The sequence below is a fragment of the Bradyrhizobium sp. CCGUVB1N3 genome (assembly GCF_024199925.1).
Lineage (GTDB): Bacteria > Pseudomonadota > Alphaproteobacteria > Rhizobiales > Xanthobacteraceae > Bradyrhizobium.
The window spans coordinates 5213262-5229094 of record NZ_JANADR010000001.1 but is presented as its reverse complement, the minus strand read 5'-3'; the positions used below and the strand labels follow the sequence as shown (position 1 = coordinate 5229094).

General features: G+C 60.0%; 13 protein-coding genes. 5 read left to right on the top strand and 8 right to left on the bottom strand.

The window, feature by feature from the left end; translation table 11 throughout:
- Positions 1–7: 7 nt before the first annotated feature.
- Positions 8–2176: a metallophosphoesterase gene (locus tag NLM33_RS24940; protein WP_254099771.1), complete on the bottom strand. Its 2169-nt coding sequence runs from the start codon at positions 2174–2176 to the stop codon at positions 8–10.
- A gap of 71 nt (positions 2177–2247) precedes the next feature.
- Between NLM33_RS24940 and acpS the strand changes: the two genes are divergently transcribed.
- A complete protein-coding gene (gene acpS / locus NLM33_RS24935) occupies positions 2248–2661 on the top strand; it encodes a holo-ACP synthase (protein ID WP_254105877.1) in 414 nt (137 codons plus the stop codon).
- Here the strand turns inward: acpS and NLM33_RS24930 are convergent.
- Genes NLM33_RS24930 through NLM33_RS24905 form a run of 6 tightly spaced genes read right to left on the bottom strand, consistent with a single transcriptional unit; the run spans position 2643 to position 7139 of the window.
- Entirely contained in the window at positions 2643–3551 is a 909-nt protein-coding gene (locus NLM33_RS24930) for a nucleoside triphosphate pyrophosphohydrolase family protein (protein ID WP_254099769.1), read from the bottom strand. The two genes, acpS and NLM33_RS24930, sit on opposite strands and share 19 nt — an antisense overlap.
- A 17-nt stretch (positions 3552–3568) precedes the next feature.
- Positions 3569–4723 (bottom strand): nucleotide kinase domain-containing protein, encoded by a 1155-nt coding sequence (locus tag NLM33_RS24925; RefSeq protein WP_254099767.1) that lies wholly within the window; start codon positions 4721–4723, stop codon positions 3569–3571.
- Positions 4720–5553 (bottom strand): thymidylate synthase, encoded by an 834-nt coding sequence (locus NLM33_RS24920; RefSeq protein WP_254099765.1) that lies wholly within the window; start codon positions 5551–5553, stop codon positions 4720–4722. Before NLM33_RS24920 ends, NLM33_RS24925 begins: the two co-directional genes overlap by 4 nt.
- Before the next feature lie 13 nt (positions 5554–5566).
- On the bottom strand, positions 5567–6463 hold the full coding sequence (locus NLM33_RS24915) for an ImmA/IrrE family metallo-endopeptidase (RefSeq protein WP_254099763.1): 897 nt from the start codon (positions 6461–6463) through the stop codon (positions 5567–5569).
- Positions 6464–6471: 8 nt separating this feature from the next.
- A complete protein-coding gene (locus NLM33_RS24910) occupies positions 6472–6837 on the bottom strand; it encodes a helix-turn-helix domain-containing protein (RefSeq protein WP_254099761.1) in 366 nt (121 codons plus the stop codon).
- A complete protein-coding gene (locus NLM33_RS24905; protein ID WP_254099759.1) occupies positions 6834–7139 on the bottom strand; it encodes a hypothetical protein in 306 nt (101 codons plus the stop codon). The genes NLM33_RS24910 and NLM33_RS24905 overlap by 4 nt, the downstream gene beginning before the upstream one ends.
- A 256-nt stretch (positions 7140–7395) precedes the next feature.
- Here NLM33_RS24905 and NLM33_RS24900 point away from each other — a divergent pair, with 256 nt between their 5' ends.
- From NLM33_RS24900 to NLM33_RS24890, 3 genes are all read left to right on the top strand, one after another.
- A complete protein-coding gene (locus NLM33_RS24900) occupies positions 7396–7701 on the top strand; it encodes a helix-turn-helix domain-containing protein (protein WP_254099757.1) in 306 nt (101 codons plus the stop codon).
- Between the two features lie 5 nt (positions 7702–7706).
- Positions 7707–8951, top strand: coding sequence for a type II toxin-antitoxin system HipA family toxin (locus NLM33_RS24895; protein WP_254099755.1), 1245 nt, complete (start codon positions 7707–7709; stop codon positions 8949–8951).
- A 62-nt stretch (positions 8952–9013) separates the two neighbouring features.
- Positions 9014–9616 carry a hypothetical protein gene (locus NLM33_RS24890; RefSeq protein WP_254099753.1) on the top strand — a complete coding sequence of 201 codons (603 nt, stop codon included), beginning with the start codon at positions 9014–9016 and terminating at the stop codon, positions 9614–9616.
- Between the two features lie 50 nt (positions 9617–9666).
- Here the strand turns inward: NLM33_RS24890 and NLM33_RS24885 are convergent, their stop codons facing one another.
- Positions 9667–14205 carry an ATP-binding protein gene (locus NLM33_RS24885; protein ID WP_254099751.1) on the bottom strand — a complete coding sequence of 1513 codons (4539 nt, stop codon included), beginning with the start codon at positions 14203–14205 and terminating at the stop codon, positions 9667–9669.
- Positions 14206–14307: 102 nt separating this feature from the next.
- Here NLM33_RS24885 and NLM33_RS24880 point away from each other — a divergent pair, with 102 nt between their 5' ends.
- Positions 14308–15780, top strand: coding sequence for a DNA-binding transcriptional regulator (locus NLM33_RS24880; RefSeq protein WP_254099749.1), 1473 nt, complete (start codon positions 14308–14310; stop codon positions 15778–15780).
- Positions 15781–15833: the final 53 nt, after the last annotated feature.

The following is a 15833-nucleotide window of genomic DNA, read 5'->3' as shown; positions in this document are numbered from 1 at the left end:
TGCCGAACTATACGGTTCCTAACCGCGTCTTGGTGAGCGCGCGCAATTCTGATACCGCCTCCAATGCACTCTCCGCCCAGCGGTCAAACTCCGCCTTGCTGCGTGCGCCATCTTCAAAACTCTCATTGTCACGAGCTAGACGTCGTAGAACGCGAACGAAGTTCTGAAGGGTCGTGTCTCCCTCTTCATCGACAACCTCGAGGTATGAAGCCAACAGCTTGAGGCCCTCGATGGCGATCGGGAGACCGTCAGGATTATACTCCGTCGCGGTCGCTTCCAGATCCGTAAGGGCGCGCTCCCATCCCCTCACTGCATCCCGCTGGGCGCCCTCTCGGACGCTGCCGTGGACCAATGCATTCGCGAGCAAATGAAGCCGTTCGGGCGCTTGGTCCAGCCATCGATCGATAATCGGCATCGCAACCTGCGTCGGTGAGCGAGAATGCGTGCGCGCGTCCGCGGCAATCGTAGTGATCCGGCCGGGCAAAAATCCAAGTGCGGCGCAGATCTCCCACTGAAGATGACGCATCTCGGCAATGTTAATCGGCCACCATCGGGCAAATTCTTGCGCACGGTAGAATGCGATCACATCGACCGCACGCTGTGCACCCCCAAGCTCTCGACGCTTGAATTCCACCAAACAGAAGGATGCAAACTCTTCGTCCACGCCATCGGGTGTGAAATCTCGAAATGGATCAATCAACACCGCAAGCGCGCGTGTGCTCGCCTTCGTCTTGAGCAGCTTAATGACGCGATCCACCTGGTTGATTTTTCCGCCGTAACGGCGGAGGCGAGTGCCATGCACAAACGGCATCCGATGCTCCAGCCCGGATCGCTCGAGCTGCCACCACGAGACGAGCTCCTTCAGCCAACGTCGGCGCTCAGGTCCCTCCATCGGTTCCGGCAAGGGGTAGTTTGAGGGAAGCGGCAGTTCATCGTTTAGCCCTGCCGGCAAGTCGAGATGTACGATCAGCGTCCCGTTGGCGGCATCGTTTGCCGCCGCTTCGCAAACGCGGTCATAGACCTCATCCAGGTCGCTGCCTTGGATCAGTACAGGTGCTCCCGGAACGACATCTGTCGACCATATCCGACGGGCGATCGGCGGTGGATCGCGAGAGTCCACACCAGCGCGTGGAATGGCAATCGGTTCAATCGTCACCGCTGGGCTGTTAGGCATGCCGGTGATCGTGATCAAGCGCGCCGCGTCCGACTCGCGCCCAGGCTCAAAGGTTGCGCCGGAGATCACGAGGGTGCGGTGATCCTGATCGCCTTCCTGATTATAAATGTGCTCGAACTGGGCCGAATGCTCATGCTTGTGACCGTGGAGCACAATGGCGATCCCGCGATCTCGCAAAAAGGCTCGGACCTGCTCCAAATTGGATACGTCCGCAAACGGCTTCAACTCCTCACGCAAGCTTGGAGCGCGCAAATGGTGATGAAGTAGCGCGATCCGAAGTTGACGCCCCGCCGACGGCTGAGGTGTAGTCTCGATAAGCTCCCGCAGGATTTCCAATTGCTTGCCCGAGACACGCGCCATGTCGTAACGCGCCAGGTCATCGAGCTGGGCGCGGAGCTTGTCCGCGCTGGCGGTGTCGCCGGAAGCGGCGAGAGCCGGTAGATCGGCCCATACGCTTGCAAGAGGCTCCGGCAAGATCCGTGTGACGTGCGACCAGTTGCTCGTATTGATCGGAAAGATCGCCCAGAGCCCATCCCCGCCGACAAGCCGATGAGGCCCGCCATCGTTGCCCGCTGCGTCCACGCCATCAAGCCACGGCGTCACGCATCCCGCTTTTCGCCAGACTTCGCTGAAGGCCTCGTAGCGGGCCTTCGAACTCGGTGGACTATCGCGAGGAACGTCGTGATTGCCTGGTATCGCGACGATGTTTGCGGGGGTCACGCCCAGCGGTCCAAAGTGGAGAAGAAGCAGATCGAAGAGAAACCGATGCCCGCCGGGCCGTCCCCGATCTTGCGCATCGCCCGAAAACAACACGCCATCCAACTTCGGTCCGCTTCGCTTCAGGCGCTCCGCCAGACGACTGCACATCAGCTCCAGCGCAGATTCGCGCGTCTCTTGCTCGATTGCAGGGATATCGACCTTGTGGTCGTCACGCTCGAAAGGTACCCCGGACAGCGCGAAATGGACATCGGTCAGATGGAGAAAAGTCGCGGAATTTGGCATGCTCATCTACAGTAAAGGGCTAGGAGCGATGGAGAGGATCCCGCGAACGGAACCGTGCGATGTGGAGCTTGGTGACCGGCATGAATGTCATCGGACATGGAATAGATATGGTTGAGGTCGCTGAGTTGCGGCGCTGGATCGAGGACCCCCGTGATCCTCTGATACCACGCTGTTTCGTTCCGGCCGAACTCGATGAGATCGGTGATGCGGCCGATCGGATCGAACGTTTGGCCGGACGGTTCGCCGCCAAGGAGGCAGTGCTCAAGGCGCTCGGCACGGGATTTGGCGCAGGAGTCGCATTCACCGATGTCGTGATTCACCGCGCGGCTGGCGCGGCGCCAACCGTGCGGCTCACCGGCGGCGCGGCGAAGGCTGCCGCGACGTTGGGGGTGACCGCGTGGTTGCTCAGCATCAGCCACGCCGGCGGAATGGCCATGGCGAGTGCTCTTGCGCTCGGCCCCGACGCTCAAGCTGACGGCTCCTGATCCCGGGATGTCCCTTGAAAGGTAATGCACCGGGCATCGAGATCGACAGAGATGCGCCCGCCACGCGCGGAGAGCACAGCCCGCCACACGTTGAAACCTTGCAGGATGGCCTGTTCCCACTCGCCGGTGGTGCATTGCCGCACCTCCAGGTAAGACGTCATGTCCTTGATCGTGCGCAGAAGCTGAAAATCGAGCGCCGCCACGCCCTCGAGGAAACGGTGACGACGCGCATACTCGAACGCCAGCGCCGCCACACCCTCTTCAATGACAGCGGCGCGTCCGCCATCCTCTACTTCGTCGAGCAGCGGTCGACTTTTGCGCTTTCGTCGAAGCAAGGCACGGGTGATGGGCGACCAGCCCAAAACCGCGGCATAGGCGAAATGGAAGACGTCGTGGAATCGATAGCCATCAGGATCATAGGCATTGTCGGTGAGTTCCGCCCCGAACGGTCTGCCATCAATGACGACGCGTACCCGTTGGCGATCCTCACCTTCAATATCGACAAGCTCAACTTCAAATCGACGTGGCAGCCGCTCGCCTTCCGGGAGCCCTGCATCAAAGCTCAACGGTCCAGTACATTCGGTAGCCCAGCGCTGCTTGACCTTGGCCAAATTCGCGGCGGCGATGTCTGACAGCGAGAGATCGAACTTGCTCGCGACGTTGGCAAGGTACCAGAGCAGATCGCCCAGTTCCTCGGACACACGCTCCTTGAAAAGGCGATGCGCCTCACCATCACGCAGATGCTTCTTGTATTCACTCAGCAGTTGGCCGGTCTCACCCGCGAGACCGAGCATAGGGACGATCAGCGAGGCGGCATCGTCGTCGGTGCCGTCGCGCGCAGGTACGCGATCGGTACGCAGCGCCTCCTTCTGATAGCTGTCAAAATCCATGCACCTCTCCTTCGGCGTCATCCCGCAGCAGCGCGTTGCGACGCCGCAACACAAATCTTCTCATTGAGCTTCCACTTGGGGGGATAGAAGAGATCGATCGGCTCTGGGGTTGGCTCGAACTTTTGCTTGATGCGTACGCGGCCCGTTTTCCCCGCGACTTGCGGATGCGCCACACGGGCATACTTGTCGACCTCGCAAAACAAGTTCTGGCAGTCGATCAATTGCAGCCGGCGCCCCCAGAGCGATTGAAAGTCAAGACCAAGCCGCTCGAACTCCTGCTCCTGTAAGTCGGCCATCAGTCGGATGAGCTCTGGCTCGTTCAGGCCACCTGGATCGACGAAACATTTGCGCAGGCCGTCACGCGCGCCCGGTCCTGGCACGACAAAATCCATCTCGCTGAAATCGGTGAGCTCGCTGTAGTTGATGTCGGTGATGAACTGATAGGCAAGGAAGTCGCCGATCGTTGGATAGGCGCGCAGCTTCTCGAAGCCCTCCTGCATGGTCCGCGTCTGCGCCAACTGCTCCGCTAGCCGATCCGCCATCATGCGCTCAAGCAGCAACAGATGGTTCTGATGCTTGGCGGGTCGACCGAAGGCGCGACTGCCGGGCGGCATGATGTAGGCGGCCGAGTAGATACGCCGACCAGTCCGCATCGCTCGCATTAGAACCGCGTCATAGGCGTCGAACTGATAATCCTCGAAGGTGATGGGTCCGTGCGCTCGCTCCAAAAGCTCCCAGGTCTCGATCTTGTTGAACAGCTTGAACAACAGGATGCGGAAAAAGACTTCGCGCGGGGACTTGGGCAGGTCGTCGCGATAGATGACATGCCGGATCAGATATTGGCTGACGCGGTCGGATGCACGGTAGGCGTTCGTAAACTTATAGATCGCCAGCACTGGATTGTCGGTCCACGGGTAGGTCTCGCCTCGTGTGCGGCGGAAAAACACCGCCTGCCGTTCGGCGGCGAAGCGCCAATAACTCTCATAGACCTCCGATACCTTGGCGGGGGCCAGATGACGCAGCACGATCGGTATTGGCGCCGCCGAAGGCTCGGGCGGCCGAGTGACGACCGGCAGATACATCGGCAGTGATGCGGTGGCCGCGACTGGGCGGGATTTCGGGGGGCGGCCCCGCGGACGCTTGTGCGGGGCGTTCGAAGACTTCGGACTCAATGCGCCACTCCTGCCGTCGCAGCAGCGACAGACGGCCGCGCCGCCAGCGCGACAGACGGCTCGGTGAGGGCGTGGGCAGCCGCGACCAACGGCGCGAAGTCGGTATCGCTCTTGGTGATCCGCTCGAGCTTGGCGATTCCGACCATGACATTCAGGCGCGCCAGCGGCATGTCCATCTCATGGGCCATGAAAGCCCCGAGCTGGGCCAGGCCAAGATAGTTGCCATAGGCTTTGTCGAATATCTGCTGGGTGGCATAGAAAGCGTTGGTGACGAGGCCGGCGGCGGTCGGCTCAAAACTCACCTGCTGCAAGCAGGGAAAGCCCAATTGCGCGCTGGCGACATGGTCGCGGCCTGGATCGAAGGTGGTCGCTTGAAGCATCGAACGGCGCACGCCCGTCCTCGAATTGAACTGAGACAAAATCCACTCCAGTTGATTGCCGTCACACGGGCCGCGCCCATACATCACCATGCGCTCGAAATATAGGCCGCGGCCATTAGCTTTACGGTTCATCGCCTGCCATCGCGGGAATGTCGCGCGATAGAGGGCAAAAAGGCGGGCCCGGTCGCCGCGCGACATCTCCCAGAGGCGCTGAGGGAAGATCGTGAACGCGACGTCGTCGACCACGAGCCGGCCCTTGCGCTTGAGCAGCCGGTCGAGGGCTTGGCGCAGTGCTGCATCTTCGGCGGCGACGCCGTTCGGCTCGAAGCCGCTCAGGCTCATCATTAACGGGGCGACCTCCGTGCCAGCGCCGTCGAGAACTTGCAATAACAGCCGCGCCCAACCACGCGACAAGTTGGTGTCGTCAATCACCACCGGCGGCGGCGGCACCAAAATCTTGGCTTTACTCATCCGGTTCTTCCTCCAAGTGGCGATATTGAGCGAGACCGATGTAGCCGTACGACGGCTCGTTTTTCTGGACCGGAGCGACGCGCACGAAGACCGCCCAGGCACCAGCGCTGGCCTGGAAGATTCCCGGCTTTACCGCCCGGAACAGACGCCCGACGGCGAGATCGCGCTCGAACGCAAGCCCGCCGCCCGAAACCTCCGCACCCGCCGGCAGAAGAAGCAGCGTCCTGACCTCCGCGTCCAACGTGGGCGCGTTGCGATGACAATCGACAACGATTAACGGCTCCGGCGTCAACGCGCCGAGGATCTCCATGCGCAGAGCCTTGGGCGTGACACGTTGCAGAGCGGCGGCGCGGCCGCGCGACAACATGTTCACCCCAGCCGACAGGTGAGTGAGCAGCGTCGCGTATCCGACGCCGAACTCGCAGGCGATGGTGAAGATCTGCGCCGGTGTCGCCGTTTCCGGAGCCCACCCGCGAACCGCGAAGGCACGGCGCAGGCCAATGATCGGCATAAGGATGAAACCCGCGAAGGTATCGGCCAGAAACTCCTTTGGGTCCTCCCAGGGATTCGCCTTGGCGTCCTCGCGCAATTCGTCGATCGATGAGCCGTGACCGAACACATGATGGCCGAGCTCATGCGCGCAATTGTAGGCGCGCCGCGGCAGCGGCCGTCGCGCAGAGAGATGGATGCGCGGAAGGGCGCCGCGCTGATACATTCCCTCCATGTTGATGTTGTTGAAGCGCACCGCGACACTCAGCGTCTCGCATAGCCCGTAGATGCAAATCGGCCCGGCTTGGTCGAGCTTGGCCTTAGCGCGCGTGGACGTGGCGGCCTGCATGGCCTGGGTCGCCAGGGCGCGGCGGTTGAAGCTGAGCTTAGTGGTGCGCATCACATTCATCAGCGATCGCCCCCGTTCGCGGTGGAATCGCTGCGCATGGCGGCTAATAGCTTGAGCAGGCGTTCCAGATCATCGGGCTTGAGTTTGGAGAGTTCCCGTGCGGCAAGCTCGAGCCGAGGGTCCTGGGCATCGAGCGTCTCGGGCGCTTCGCCGAGCAACCAGGCGACGCTGACGTCATAGATTTCGGCAAGCCGGGCGAGCTCGTCAGCCGATACGCGGCGGTTGCCGGATTCCATTTCGCTGACGGAGGGACGATGCAGGCCGAGCATCTTCGCGACGTGGCCTTGTGACAGGCCGGCCAGCTTGCGCGCTTCTTTCAGACGCTCGGCGATCTGCGACCGTTTGGCGGAATCGAGTTCGGTCATGCTGCCGCGGCTACCTTCTCGCTCTGCTTCTTGAGTAGATCGCAGACGAAGGCAGCGGTCTCGTCGATGGAGCGCGGAAGCTTGGTCGTCTCGTCGACGAAGATGTTCACGTCGTTTGGGATCGTCGCGCCGATCTCGGTGGCGAGAATTGTGGTCGCAACAGGCCAGACCTTGCTATCGAACTTCGGCAGGTTCTCGACGGGCTTAGTGCCGCCGCTGAGAGGCGGGCATTCGAGGCCGCTATCGGCCTGAATCTGGCCGAGGATGGCGATCAGCTTCTCTTTTAATGCGGCGGGATCCATGAGGCACCTCCTTCATCCGACGTGTGGTAAGATAATCTTACATACGTCGGACGTCAAGGACCCGCCCCTGGCTTCGCGACTCGATTGCCGGATGGACCGAAGGCGTGTTTCTTCGTCAGGCTGTTGAAGGCGAGCATTCGCCAAGGATGCGTTTACGGCTCAATAGCAATGTAAAAGATCTGTCTTCGATTCTTCTTGTTTGCGTTCAATGATCTGTTTACATATCATTCTATATCAAATGATCCGAGAGCGTATCATGACTTCCATCCCAGACCCGCTTCTCCAAGAACTCGGTCTGCGCTTCCGAAAGGCCCGCATCGCTGCTGGCTTGTCTCAGGAGCAAATCGCTCTTCGCGCGAACATCAGCAGACCTCGCTATCGCGACATCGAAACGGGAGCTGCGGCCGCCCGCGCAACGACACTCGTCAATGTCGCCCGCGCCCTTGGCATGGAAATGATGTTGATCCCGCAGGCTCTGGTGCCTGCCATTCAGTCGATGCTGCAGCCCGCGACCGACGATGATGATCGCCCCGCGTTCACGTCAGATGTCGAAGAGGAGTAACGGGCATGAACCAGGCGGTCCTCGCGGCTGAACGCATCCAATCACTCGATATCTCATTGAACAATCTTCCCGTCGGCACCCTTGTCCGGACGCCGGGTGACTACAACGCGTTCAACCTCCTGCCCGACTACCGGAGCATGAACAACCCGCCGATCTTCAGCCTTTCGCTTCGTTCAGCCGATGGCGGCCTCCGGCGGGATCCCAAACCTATACGCGGGGCGCTACCTCCGTTCTTTGCGAACCTGCTGCCCGAAGAGAAACTGCGCGAAGCGATGGAAAAGCACCACGCCGCGTCAGTCAGACCGGGAAACGACTTCGATCTCCTGGCCGCGCTTGGAACTAACCTGCCAGGAGCGGTGCGCGCCGTGCCAAGTGACGGCAGCCCCGTTCCAGCCGGCCCGGAGGCCGAAGGCAAGAAGAAAGCACGCTTTTCGCTCGCCGGTGTTCAGATGAAGCTTTCTGTAATGAAGAACACAGGAAAGGAGGGGGGGATCACGCTTGCCGTCGACGACGAGCAAGGGCAATACATCGCAAAGTTTCCCTCCCTCACGCACATCGGACTATCGGAAAACGAATTCGCGGTCCTGGCCTTGGCGGAAGCGTTGGGGATGGAAGTGCCAGCACGCGAACTCGTCGAAAAGACGGAGTTCGCCGGCATTCCGGAAGAGTTCAACACCATGTCCACAGGCAAGGTGCTGCTGGTCCGCCGCTTCGACCGCGGCGCTGACGGCGCGCGCGTGCATATGGAGGACTTCGCGCAGGTCTTCGGCCGCTATCCGTCCGAGAAATACACTGGCGCGGCATATCACAATATCGCTGCAGCGCTCACCAGCGGCGTCTCCTTCGATTCGGCAATCGAGTTTGTTCGGCGTCTCGCACTCACCGCGATCACTGGAAACGGGGATATGCATCTCAAGAATTGGTCGCTGCTTTACCCCGGGGATGGACGGACACCAACGCTGTCGCCTGTCTATGACGTGCTCTCAACAATTCCCTACATTCCGAAGGACGGGCTGGCCCTAAGCCTCGCTGGAGAAAAATCTTTCAAGGCGTTGACTCCAGAACGCTGGCGCAATTTCGCGAACCGCAGCCGTCTTCCGGAAGGAGCGGTGGTGACCGCCGTAGCCGAGATCGCGGCTGCCGTGCGGGACAAGTGGTCAGTTCTTCCAGAGCGCGACGTTGTGCCTGCGCAGGTCCTCGCGCGGATCGACGCACATATCGATGAAATGGCACCCGTCCTTGACCCCTAAGATTAGCAGATCGTGAAATGCACATCATTCGATCCTGGCATCGTAAAAGAGACGTTTGACGAATGCGCTCCCTTACGGATTTCCTGGCTGGCCTTCCGGGCATCATGCCCATCAAGACGCGACGGCTCGTTCTCGAAGGTGACCTCCTGTCCGCCGCCGAGCGCAGCGACATTCGCTCGCGCGACAGGTCGTTTCTCGACCTCGTCTTGGAAGTCGGCCCCGATGCAGCGGCAGCAATCCTGGCCGCATACAAGGACGGGCGTCTGCCGATGAAGAAGGGTAAAAAACTAGTGGATGCTCCGGCCGCAGAGGAATACCTGGCGCGCGCCGACGAGCTCAGGACGCAAATCGCGGAACGAGAACGACGAGAGCGCGCGGTCAAAGACCCTTCGTTGATTACAGAAAGCGATCTTACCAACCATCGCCTCATCGACAGTGTTTTTATCGCGAATATCGGAACCGGATCAGCCTCAATGGTGCTGGCGGGCACTACCGTGCACAAGCACGTGATCGGCTATCGAAGCAACAGCGGGAAGAGTACGGGTTGGGCCGTACGGTTTGACTGGATCGGCTCCGATGGCCAGAAACGGCATTCCGAAACGATTCCACCCGAGGCCGACAATCGGCGTAACGATCCGGACCGAAACTGGGGTCTTTACGAGTAGCTGCGAATCTCGTGGCTCCTCAATCAGAACAGCCCGGCCGGGGTGTCGCACTACTTTTCGTTTTGCCTGCGCCGCTCCAAGACCGTATTGGCGTGTCGCTCGTATACGGCCGGGATGCCATCCACGAGAATTCTGCCAAGCCAAAGCTCGTCTTCGCCATCCGTGTACAAGTACGGATCAACCGCATCGAGTATCGCGATCAACAAGCTCCACCGCCGGTCGGACGTTGCGGACGGAAATGCCGCAAACAATGCGCGGACGTTGGCGAGCTCCCGCTGGAAAGCAATGGCCTCGAAGGCGGCATGTCTTACCTCCCGAGAGCTGTCGTGCTCAGCTAGAGAACCAAGAGCTTGCTCAATCTCCGAGGTGGCGATGTATTTCGCGACCTCGCAGGCCGCCTTGCGTTCGGCGGCCGAACCTCGCATCCGCTCGATGAGGATACTCTTGACTGCCGCTGCGTCGAGCCAGCGTAATGTCCGGCCGGCGGCGCGCCGCAGTGAAGCGCGGTCGATCGCAAGCGCGGCGTCTACAAGCCTCTCGGCGGCGGTCTCCGGCGCAACGCGTACAAGGAGCCTGCACAGTTGCCGTTCGAGCGCCGGCTGAGAGCGAAGTCCGAGTTCAATTGCCTCAACTGCCCGCGTGGCATCAAACGTTGCCAGGCCTTCGATGGCTCGATGGGACTGTGTCACAACTGTTGGACGAGCCGCGAAAGCCTTGTCTAGAATCTGCTCTCGAATCGCCGGCTCCTCCGATTCCGCTGCGATGTCATAAGGACCGTCGCGCAAGAAGTGGCCGCGACGGCAACGATCAACTGCCGCACGAACACTCAGCGTCCTCGTTGTGGGGCTACTGTACAATGCGCGGATAGCGAGGTCGTCGCTGTCGGTGCGATTGGCCGCGTTCCGGCTCAGAAGCCAGTGTCCGATCAACTCGAGTCCTCGATCCCCGATGCCAATCAAGGCATTCAAGCCCCAGCTCGCATTCTTGTCAGTGTGCAGGAGGCCTTGAGCGAGCTGTGCAAACTCATCAGATGAATCACCAAGTGTGCAAAGCGCCATGCAGGCATAAGCCGCAACCCGGCCCTCTGGTTTCACGCGCTTGAGCACAGCGCGCACTTCCGGAATCAGATCTGTGTCATCACTGAGCCAGGCGACCGTCAGCGCCGGCAGGAGGGCTTCCTCGGTCGATGCGACATCCCGCAAAACTTCGAGTGCTTGCTTGGTAAGGGACTTCGACACCGGCCCGTCATGAGCGCGAAGCTCAGCGAGATAAACCGATACAGCGGTCACGCCGCTATTCTGGATCGTCTCAACCAAAGCTGCGTCAGCGCCCAGTGCGGCCAGTGCGAACGTAGCTTCGTAGAATTCCCTGTACAGGTCTGATTCGAGATTGCCATTGCCATCCTGCGGGACCGGCCGGCGCGCAAGCATAGCCAGACGTTCAACAATGCCGGGGTTGGCGCGTACGAATGCCCAATTTAGCCCGCCATGGCGAACCCAGAAATGCTCAGACTCCAGTTCCCGCATGATCAGTGTTGCAATGCCGTCGCCGCCCATGAGGATCAGAAGCCGACGCGCGCCTTCCCGGATGCCATCGCGATAGTTGCTGTTGGTGCGCAAGCGGCTGCAGGCAACTGCCACAATCATCTGCTCAAGTTCACCTCCGGCCTCGGCCTCAAGGATTGCGAGAAGACCGGGGTGCGTGAGGCCGCCAAGCAGCTCCAACGAATGAGAAAGCCAGTTCGGTTCGCCCGTGACCGCTTCGTCAAGACGCTCCCGCAACTCCCGCTCCAGGGTGCGAAGCAGAAGCCGAAGCGTAGCAACATCCATATCGTCCGGTCGGTCCGCGAAGAGAAGTTCGATCACGCGGCGGCCCTTGGAATCGGATTCTGCCAGGCTGCGGATACGTTTGAGCGTCAACTCCGGCTGCGCACGCATGAGCACCGGGAGCCATTCGTTTCGGGACATATATCGCTCGGACTCATCAACCTCGACGAGGCGATCGATCGCGGCTTGCGGATCAAGGATCGAAAGTGCAGCCAGCGCCGCGCCGTTTGCAAAATCCTGCGAGCGTGACAAATTCGAAATCACGAAATCCAGCTTTGTCCGGTCAACGAAACGCGCGATGCAATAGAGCAGGCTGCGAGGCTTGCTGGCCGAAACTTTCACCATAAGCGCGTCCCCGACCTCCTTCCAGATCCCAGGCGCATTGGCGTGCTCCAATCCATTGAGAAGATAAGCGAGTTCCGAAACGCGCTCCTTTTCCGCGTCGGCGGCCAAGATGCGGTTGCGAAGCCAACTCGGATCTCGCTCCACTCCAGCACGCAGTGCTGCGAAGCTCGCCTGATAGTCGCCGTGCCGTGAAGCATCCGTCTTGTCGTCCAATGCGTCCAAGCGCTGTTGGTGTATCGTCCAGAGCCGGTCGAGAAGCAGAGGGTCGGGCGCAGTCGTCAGCGCTGCGATGGCGACGCTCTGCCGTTGCTTAGTTGGCGCGTTCAGCAGAAGCCCTATCACCGCCGCCAGGTCGACGTTCTCCTGCGAGGCAAGATTGGCGAAAGCCTTGCCGATCAGGCCGATTTGATACCAAGATTCCGGTTCCGAGACGCGGGCATTCAATCGCTCCAGGAGGATGGGAACGGCCCGTTGAGCGAGTGTTGGCAGATGATGGGTATAAAGGTCTTCGCCGTAGCTGCCGAATTCACGACTGCCTTCCAGCATCGCGACAAGCTGACTGGGTGCGTCAGGCTTGTTGGGATCGGCAGCCAAGAGCCACAGTGTATCCATCGGCAGATAGCCGAGCCGCCTGCGAATATGTCGATTGTCCGTGTCATCTTGACGGGTCAGGAATGTTCCAAGAGCGTCAGTTGACAACTGATTGCGTTCAACTCGATGTACCAGTGATTTTGCAACGGCCCAATTAAGCAGACGGTCGTGGGAAAATAGGACTTCGCCATTCGCCGTGCTGCGCAGCCAGCCGGCACCGACCAATCGAGTCAATGCGTCGTCGCTGTCGAGGCCGATGTCACGCCACTGGGGCCTGGGCAGCGGGTACGGTCTCGCCTCGCTCGCATTGGCCGCGAGCGCCATGACGATCCCTTCATCGCCAGGGCGTCCTTTTGCGGCGATCCGTTGCCAGAAGCCTCCAAAGATCTCGTATTCGCTGCGCGGCGCGCTTTGAATGGACGAATAGGGAAGTTCGACAAAGAGGCCGGCCAGAATGGGATTGCGGAGGAGCCGCTTGAGGTCTGATGGAAGGTCGGCCCAGCGCCGCCCGGTTTGTTTCAGAAGGGCATCGAGCTCGTCGACCGAAAAGTCGGAAACGAGGTGGAGATGAATGGCGTCGCCATCCGTTACCGCAAGTGACCGCGCGACCGCATCCGGAGCAGTCAAGACGAGCCGCATATCCCAATCTGTCCAGTCCTGCCTGACGAGATGACGGGCAAAGTCGATGTCCTGAATATCATCCACAGCGATGATCAGTCGGGAGCCGCACGCATTCGGTGCGATCTCGCGCAAGAAGAGCGAGACGGCAACGAGCGTCTTGTCGGATGTATTGCCAAGGCCTGTTTGCCATAGATCGCGAGCTGCTCGCGCCAGCACGTCTTCGGTCGTAGTAGCGCCCGATATCAGTGTGGCCGGTTGGCCCTCTTGAGCGAATGTTTGCAGTAGCCGGCCGAGTTGCCACGACTTGCCGGCACCGCTTTGTCCCGCGATCACCAGAATCTGTTTGTCCTGCGGCCAATGCGGAGCGGATCTTACATCACGGCTTGGTTGGTATTTCAGGGGCGCGAGGCGACGACGCGTCAAAGCGCTCATCGTTTCGCCAAGAAGCGCCGCCTTTCGCAGCCTTTCTGGGTTGAGGCCGACATGTCGAAGCATCGCATCGATTGCATTGGCATCAAGTCGCACTTCGCCCTTGCTCAACCGCTCGATCAGGACGCCGACCAGATGCTCACGAACTTTCCGCTCATCTCCAAGGTTGTCTGCGTACCGTCGTAAGAGCGCTTCTATTGCCTCTGCGCGCCCAACGCCATCGTTGCCAAATTCCATGTCGAAGTGCGACAAGAGATGAAAAACGCGATCCGCCTCATCGGCTGACGGCTCAGCGCCTGCACTTCGCGTCACTGCAGCGAGGTGATCGAAGAATTCCCGATGGGTGCCGACAAAATCCGTTCCAAAGTTCTTCCGTTCGACATCATCGAGTTCGCTCGGTGCTGCAATGCCTTTCACGTCAGCAAGAAAGGAATTCAATTCTTCCAGGCGACCCGCCCGGCCGTCAGTTACGAAGCGGTAGCAGCCAATCGCGGGGGGCGACGGTGGCACGGCCTTTCGGAGATCGCGAAGGACAGATTGTATGTCCGAGACCGCCCATGTACCGCCGCGCCGCGTTTTGTACTGCTCTACGAGGTAGGTCCCGGAAGCCTCCGCACGTGCATCGCCCCCGCTGCGAGGCTCCAGCACAAGACATGCTTCCTCGATCTGCTGGCCATCCAAGCTGCCCGACAAAGCGATGTCCGCCAGCCAACCGAGATGTTGGATGATCTGGTAGAGAAAACCGTTGATTGCGGCCGGCCCGCCTGCTTGCGCCATTCATGTCGTCCGCTGTCACAAGCCGGAACCGTGGGTTCCACCTCGCAGCTTGTCAGTATACGCAGATTGCGTATATGCGCAATCTGCGTATATAACGCTGGCATGCCGATTTCTGTCGAAGAATTGCACGATTTGCTTGGGCGGCCTCGAACCGATGACGTTGCCAAGACCCTGAAGGAATGGCGCGCCCATCACGGATATTCCCAAGCGGAGGCCGCGGCTCAGCTCGGGATTTCCGTCAGGACTCTGCAAGGGTGGGAGGCGGGGCGACCGATGCCGTACCCGACATTGCTTCAGCGCGCTGTCGATACCACTGCGCCAGCCCATGATCAGCAAGGACTTGCACAATCTCAGTTCCCCCGAGAGTTTGCCGGGTTTGTCGACTTCATCGGCGCCTCCGATATTGACAGCGCCCTTCGCAAACTGCGTCAGAAACTGGAAGCGCTGTCCCCATCGATTCGCTCGCTTTTCGGGGACCGGTTCTATTTTCATGATCAATGGGATCGCTTCACTGACGGATCGCCTGCCTTTCATCTCGATCTCGCCGACTTGCAGGCCGTGAGAGCGGCATCGCTGATTGCCGGTATCAACAGAATCCGGAGCACGCTGTCGCCGCAAGGTCAAACGCGACTGCGCTCCATGGTGATAGATAACCTGAAGCCTGATCGCGATATTCGCCAGATCGAACACGAGATCCGGTGCTTCATGCATTTCTCACGAAAACAGTGCACCGTGGTCTTCGCCGATCTCGAGGGGATAGGAAATTTTGATCTCATTGTTGACAGCCCGACCGGGCCGATCGAGGTTGAATGCAAGACCGTGACCGAAGATACGGGCTCGCAGATCAAGGTCGAACTGAACGTTGATCTATCCGAGACATTCCGCACTTGCGTCCTGAAAAGCCCTCCGGTGGAAGGGACGGGTCTGTTCGTTCTAACTTTCAAAAGGCCGACCGCAGAATGCAGACATCTCGCCCGTCACCTCAAGGAAGCCCTTGGCGGGAACACCGCGACAGCATTTGACGGTCAGGATTTCTCGCTGCAGTTCGTCGCCAAGCCGGCTTGGCAGGCGTTGCTGGACGCCGGACAAAACGATGAACTGCGGCGGCAAATTCTGGCCGATCCCGAGATCGGAGACGAGGCTCGTTGCATCGTCAAGGCCCAGAATCATCTTTTTGGCTTGGTCCTGCGCCCTCACAAGCCAACCACTTTGAGTCAACGCGTCATCAAGATTATCAAAGAAGCCGCGGACCAATGCTCGCGTCAGAATCCCTGTATCGTGTGGCTGCATTTCGTTGGCCTTGCCGAACGGGATTTCGTGGCATTAGCCGAGTTTTCTTCGGATGGAAAAGGTACGGGCTTGAATGCGTTGGTTGCCAACGCGCTTCATCCCGACGCAAGCCCCACCGACCGGACTCACGTCGAACGAATCCGTTTCAGTGCAAGTCCCGATGCGTTAAGTCGTCACCCAGCGTTTGACTCGAATCTGCTGCTCAGTCGGGCAGTGTCCGTCGGCGGTACAACATACGATGTGCCGAATCCGTACTGCCGAACACCGCCCATCGTCGATATCTAACGCCCCACCACTTTGGCCGTTCTAGATATTACGATAGTGTCGCCCGGCTATTG

Excerpts from the sequence above, each read along its gene's own strand:
- NLM33_RS24890 (WP_254099753.1), top strand. The coding sequence starts at position 9,014 with ATGCGCTCCCTTACGGATTTCCTGGCTGGCCTTCCGGGCATCATGCCC.
- NLM33_RS24905 (WP_254099759.1), bottom strand. The coding sequence starts at position 7,139 with ATGGATCCCGCCGCATTAAAAGAGAAGCTGATCGCCATCCTCGGCCAG.
- NLM33_RS24930 (WP_254099769.1), bottom strand. The coding sequence starts at position 3,551 with ATGGATTTTGACAGCTATCAGAAGGAGGCGCTGCGTACCGATCGCGTA.
- NLM33_RS24895 (WP_254099755.1), top strand. The coding sequence starts at position 7,707 with ATGAACCAGGCGGTCCTCGCGGCTGAACGCATCCAATCACTCGATATC.
- NLM33_RS24885 (WP_254099751.1), bottom strand. The coding sequence starts at position 14,205 with ATGGCGCAAGCAGGCGGGCCGGCCGCAATCAACGGTTTTCTCTACCAG.
- NLM33_RS24880 (WP_254099749.1), top strand. The coding sequence starts at position 14,308 with ATGCCGATTTCTGTCGAAGAATTGCACGATTTGCTTGGGCGGCCTCGA.
- NLM33_RS24900 (WP_254099757.1), top strand. The coding sequence starts at position 7,396 with ATGACTTCCATCCCAGACCCGCTTCTCCAAGAACTCGGTCTGCGCTTC.
- NLM33_RS24915 (WP_254099763.1), bottom strand. The coding sequence starts at position 6,463 with ATGCGCACCACTAAGCTCAGCTTCAACCGCCGCGCCCTGGCGACCCAG.
- NLM33_RS24940 (WP_254099771.1), bottom strand. The coding sequence starts at position 2,176 with ATGCCAAATTCCGCGACTTTTCTCCATCTGACCGATGTCCATTTCGCG.
- NLM33_RS24910 (WP_254099761.1), bottom strand. The coding sequence starts at position 6,837 with ATGACCGAACTCGATTCCGCCAAACGGTCGCAGATCGCCGAGCGTCTG.